The organism is Pseudomonas sp. XP1, from assembly GCF_053557675.1.
Genome location: NZ_JBNRIJ010000026.1, coordinates 52,635 through 57,878 on the forward strand (window position 1 = coordinate 52,635; position 5,244 = coordinate 57,878).

Consider the following 5,244-nt stretch of genomic DNA (forward strand, 5'->3'; position numbering starts at 1 on the left):
GCCTTGAGCAGGACTCCCCTATCAGGCACGGACGCCAACCATGCATACCCCCGACAACGCGGCACTCGATCTCAAGCACGTGCTCCAGGCCCTGCTCGCCGACCAGCACCTGCACGCCAACGACACCCTGCAGGTCCTCGAGCATGCCGTCACCCACCCCACCGCACACCCGCTGGAACAGATCGCTGCCTGCGCCCTGGAAGACCGCGAACATCCTGGCCAGCTCTTGGACCTGGACCGACTCTGCCAATGGCTGGCCAACAAGGTCGGCCAGCCCTACCTGCGCATTGACCCGCTGCAACTGGACCTGCCCCAGATCGCCGGCCTGATTTCCCCGGCCTTCGCCCAGCGCCACGGCATCCTTATCGTCGCCGCCGATGCGTCCAGCGTCACCGTCGCCAGCGCCCAGCCCTACCAGGATGACTGGCTGGCCGACCTCACCCGCAGCCTGGGCCGGCCGGTCCGTCGCGTGCTGGCCAACCCGCAGCAGGTCCGCCAGGCAGGGCAGTCGTTTCATCGCCTGGCCCAATCGGTAAAAGGCGCGCAACACCAGCAGTCAGCCAGCCTGGGCGAACTCGAACAGCTGCTGGAGCTTGGCAAGCGCCAGGCCGAGGCCAGTGCCGACGACGCGCACATCGTGCATATCGTCGACTGGCTGCTGCAGTACGCCATCGAGCAACGCGCCAGCGATATCCACCTGGAACCACGCCGCGAGCAGGGCCAGCTGCGCTACCGTATCGACGGCCTGCTGCACAACGTCTATGCCTTCCCCGCCGGGGTGACCCTGGCGCTGGTCAGCCGCTTGAAACACCTGGGGCGCATGGACGTCGCGGAAAAGCGCCGACCGCAGGATGGCCGGCTGCAAAGCCGCCTGCCTGGCGGCGGCGAGGTGGAACTGCGGCTGTCGACCTTGCCGACCCCGTTCGGCGAAAAACTGGTGCTGCGCCTGTTCGACCCGCAACAGCTGCAAGAAGGCTTCGACCGGCTGGGCCTGGATGGGCCGCAACTGGATCAGTGGCAAGGCCTGCTACGCCAGCGCCAGGGCATCATCCTGGTCACTGGTCCCACCGGGTCCGGCAAGACCAGCACGCTGTACGCCAGCCTCAAGCTGCTGGCCACGCCGCAGGTCAACCTGTGCACTATCGAAGACCCGATCGAGCGCCTGGACCCCGCCTTCAACCAGTTGCAGGTGCAGCCCGCCCTGGACCTGGGTTTCGCCAACGGTGTGCGGGCCATGCTGCGCCAGGACCCGGACATCATCATGATCGGCGAAATCCGTGACCGCGAGACTGCCCTGGTGGCGGTGCAGGCTGCCCTGACCGGGCACCTGGTGCTGTCGACCCTGCATACCAACGACGCCTGTGGTGCGATCACCCGTCTTCAGGAACTGGGTGTGGCCGACTACCTGATCAAGGCGACGCTGGTGGGGGTGATGGCCCAGCGCTTGGTGCGTACTCTGTGCGCGGATTGCCGCGGTGGTGCGGCGCTGGCCGAAGGCCAGCCGTGTCGTACCTGTCGTGGCACGGGGTTCCATGGCCGCACAGGATTGTTCGAGCTGCTGGTTCCCAGCGACAGCCTGCGCGCTCTGATAGGTCCGGGCGGCGATCTGGCCAGTTTAAGGCGCCAGGCCGTGGCCGATGGATTGCTGGATCTGCGCCGCTGCGGCGAAGCCAAGGTAGCCTGCGGGCAGACCCGCCAAGAGGAAGTGCTGCGGGCCTGTTCCTGAGCAAAAATCCCTTGTATTCAAGGAACTTGCAACCCCGCTGCATATCAAATCGCGCATCTTCAACCCTCACCCTTCGAGGTGTTTCAACATGCGTTTCAAAACCGCCATCGCTGCCGCTGCCTTGCTTTCGCTGCCTATCGGCTCGGCCATGGCCGATACCTTCTGGCGTAACGTGATGACTACCGGTGCTACCACGGCATCGAGCTACCTGACCTCCGGGGATCACAAGCTGGTGATGGCGGCGCAGGATGACGCCGGCAGCTTCGTGGCCAGCGAAGGCGCGATCCGCGGGCCGTTCCTTGAAGCGGCGATTCGCCAGGCCCGCGCAGAGAACCCGGGGATGCAGGCTTCCGACATGGAACTGGCAAATGCCATCCTGGCCAAGAATGCGGTAGCCGAGTAACCACGTCGCCTGCTTCGCGGGTGAACCCGCTCCCACAAGTACTGCACAGTATTCAAAACTTGTACAAGCCCTGTGGGAGCGGGTTTACCCGCGAAGAGGCCGGCACAGGCAAACCACAATTAGCGGTAAGCCTCCACCGGCACACAAGCACAGAACAGGTTCCTGTCCCCATACACATTGTCCACCCGGTTCACCGCTGGCCAGTACTTGTGCTGGCGCACGTGAGCACTGGGGGCCACCGCCTGTTCCAGGCTGTAGGGCCTGTCCCACACCGCCAGCACATCGGCCAGGGTATGCGGTGCATGCTTGAGCGGGTTGTTTTCCGCCGGCCAGTTGCCCTCCTGCACTTCGCCAATTTCCGCCCGAATCGCCAACATCGCCTCGACAAAGCGGTCCAGTTCAGCCTTGGACTCACTCTCGGTCGGCTCGACCATCAGCGTGCCCGGCACCGGGAACGACATGGTCGGCGCGTGGAAGCCATAGTCCATCAGGCGCTTGGCCACGTCCTCTTCGCTGATGCCGGTCAGCGCCTTCAGCGGCCGCAGGTCGAGGATGCACTCATGCGCCACGCGCTGGTTGCGCCCGCGGTAGAGCACCGGGAAGGCTCCACCCAGCTGGCTGGCCAGGTAATTGGCCGACAGGATCGCCACCTCGCTGGCATCGGCCAACTGCGGCCCCATCATGGCTATGTACATCCAGCTGATCGGCAGGATGCTTGCACTGCCCCAAGGCGCGGCACTGACCGCGCTGTTGTTCGGGTCCAGGCCGGGTACCGGCACCACCGGGTGGCTGGCGACGAACGGCTTGAGGTGCGCGCGAATGCCGATCGGGCCCATGCCCGGGCCGCCACCACCGTGGGGAATGCAGAAGGTCTTGTGCAGGTTCATGTGTGAAACGTCAGCGCCGATATCCGCCGGACGCGCCAGGCCCACCTGGGCATTGAGGTTGGCGCCATCCATGTACACCTGACCACCGTGCTGGTGGACCACTTCGCAGATTTCGCGGATCCCCTCTTCATACACGCCGTGGGTCGACGGGTAAGTGATCATCAGGCACGACAACCGATCCCCGGCCGAGTGGGCCTTGGCCTTGAGGTCGGCCAGGTCGACGTTGCCATCATCGTCGCAATCGACGATCACCACCTCCATGCCGGCCATTTGCGCCGACGCCGGGTTGGTGCCGTGGGCCGACGACGGGATCAGGCACAGCGTGCGTTGTGGCTGGTGGCGGCTGCGGTGGTAGCGAGTAATGGCCATCAGGCCGGCGTACTCGCCCTGGGCGCCGGAGTTGGGCTGCATGCAGATGGCATCGAAGCCGGTAATGGCGCACAGCCAGCTTTCCAGCTCGTCGATCATTGCCTTGTAACCGGTGGCCTGGGCCGCCGGGGCAAACGGGTGCAGTTGGGCAAAGCCAGGCCAGGTAATGGGGATCATCTCGCTGGTGGCGTTGAGCTTCATGGTGCACGAACCCAGCGGGATCATCGACTGGTTCAGCGCCAGGTCCTTGTTCTCGAGCTGCTTGAGGTAGCGCAGCATCTCGGTTTCGCTGTGGTGCAGGTTGAACACCGGGTGGGCGAGGAACGGCGTGCGCCGCACCAGGCTGGCGGGGATGCCTTCGGGCAGGGCCAGCTGGTCAAGTGCGGCTATATCCAGGCCGTGGTTCACCCCCAGGAAGATGTCGAACAGGCGCAGCACCGTCTGCTCCGAGCAAGTCTCGTCCAGGCTCACGCCCAGGTGCCCGCGGCCAAGAATGCGCAAGTTGATCTGCGCAGCCTCGGCGCTTTCGATGATGGCCGCCTGGGCACCGCCGACGTCCAGGGTAAGGGTGTCGAAGAAGTGCTGGTTGAGGCGCTTGATGCCCTTGGCCTCGAGGCCGGCTGCCAGGATGAAGGTCAGCCGGTGCACGCGCTGGGCAATGCGCTGCAGGCCTTCCGGGCCGTGGTACACCGCGTAGAAGCCGGCAATGTTGGCCAGCAGCACCTGGGCCGTGCAGATGTTGGAGTTGGCCTTCTCGCGGCGGATATGCTGCTCGCGGGTTTGCAGGGCCATACGCAAAGCGGTGTTGCCACGGGCATCGCGCGACACGCCGATGATGCGCCCCGGCATGGCTCGCTTGTAGTCATCGCGGCAGGCGAAATAGGCCGCGTGGGGGCCGCCATAGCCCATCGGTACGCCAAAGCGCTGGGTCGAGCCCAGCACCACATCGGCGCCCAGTTCCCCGGGCGGTGCCAGCACCACCAGGCTGAGCAGGTCGGCGGCTACGCAGGCCAAGGCATGCTGGCTGTGCAAATGGTCGATTTGCGGGCGCAGGTCGCGCACCTCGCCGTGGGTATCCGGGTACTGCAACAAGGCCCCGAAAACCGCGTGTTTGCCAAGGTTATCCACAGAGTCGACGATCAGCTCGAAGCCGAAGCCCTCGGCACGGGTCTTGAGTACCGACAGGGTCTGCGGGTGACAGTGCTCGTCGGCGAAGAAGGCATTGCTCTTGTTGCGCGCCACCCGCTTGGCCAGGGCCATGGCCTCGGCGGCGGCGGTGGCTTCGTCGAGCAGCGAGGCGTTGGCCAGGGCCAGCCCGGTGAGGTCGATGACCATCTGCTGGAAGTTCAGCAGTGCTTCCAGCCGGCCTTGGGCGATTTCAGGCTGATAGGGCGTGTAGGCGGTGTACCAGCCCGGGTTTTCCAGCACGTTGCGCAGGATGACCGTGGGGGTGATGGTGCCGTGGTAGCCCATGCCGATCAGGCTGGTCCAGACCTGGTTCTGCCCGGCGTAACCGGCGAGCTTGGCCAGGGCGGCCTGTTCGTCCAGTGCCGGCGGCAGGTCCAGGGGGCGATTGAGGCGGATGTCTGGCGGTACGGTCTGCTCGATCAGCTCACTGCGGCTGGCGACACCCAGCGCATTGAGCATGGCCTGCTGCTCCGTGGCATCCGGGCCCAGGTGGCGACGCAGGAAAGGGTTGAGCTCTTGCAGTTGATGCAGGGATGGCGACTGGGACATGACGACGCTCTCTTCCTGGAACAGCTCTCATGGAGACTTACAAGTCTAGGAAGGGATTGCCGATTCTGCGGGGAAACTTGTTTTGCCAGTACCGGCCCTATCGCCGGGGAGCCCCCACCCCC

The 5,244-nt window shown here is 65.1% G+C and carries 3 protein-coding genes; 2 read left to right on the plus strand and 1 reads right to left on the minus strand.

The genetic code is table 11. The features are described 5' to 3' along the window. Positions 1–40 precede the first annotated feature (40 nt). Both ACK1U9_RS19650 and ACK1U9_RS19655 read left to right on the plus strand, forming a co-directional pair. Positions 41–1,726 carry a GspE/PulE family protein gene (locus tag ACK1U9_RS19650; RefSeq protein ID WP_085601827.1) on the plus strand — a complete coding sequence of 562 codons (1,686 nt, stop codon included), beginning with the start codon at positions 41–43 and terminating at the stop codon, positions 1,724–1,726. Between the two features lie 88 nt (positions 1,727–1,814). Then, positions 1,815–2,129 carry a DUF2388 domain-containing protein gene (locus ACK1U9_RS19655; protein ID WP_003259356.1) on the plus strand — a complete coding sequence of 105 codons (315 nt, stop codon included), beginning with the start codon at positions 1,815–1,817 and terminating at the stop codon, positions 2,127–2,129. Positions 2,130–2,248: 119 nt separating this feature from the next. Here ACK1U9_RS19655 and gcvP read toward each other — a convergent pair whose 3' ends face one another. Then, the gene (gene gcvP / locus ACK1U9_RS19660) at positions 2,249–5,122 is read right to left on the minus strand and encodes an aminomethyl-transferring glycine dehydrogenase (protein WP_108480286.1); all 2,874 of its coding nucleotides are present in this window, start codon (positions 5,120–5,122) and stop codon (positions 2,249–2,251) included. Positions 5,123–5,244: the final 122 nt, after the last annotated feature.

Coding starts and splice junctions, on each gene's coding strand:
- ACK1U9_RS19650 (WP_085601827.1), top strand. CDS start 41: ATGCATACCCCCGACAACGCGGCACTCGATCTCAAGCACGTGCTCCAG.
- ACK1U9_RS19655 (WP_003259356.1), top strand. CDS start 1,815: ATGCGTTTCAAAACCGCCATCGCTGCCGCTGCCTTGCTTTCGCTGCCT.
- gcvP (WP_108480286.1), bottom strand. CDS start 5,122: ATGTCCCAGTCGCCATCCCTGCATCAACTGCAAGAGCTCAACCCTTTC.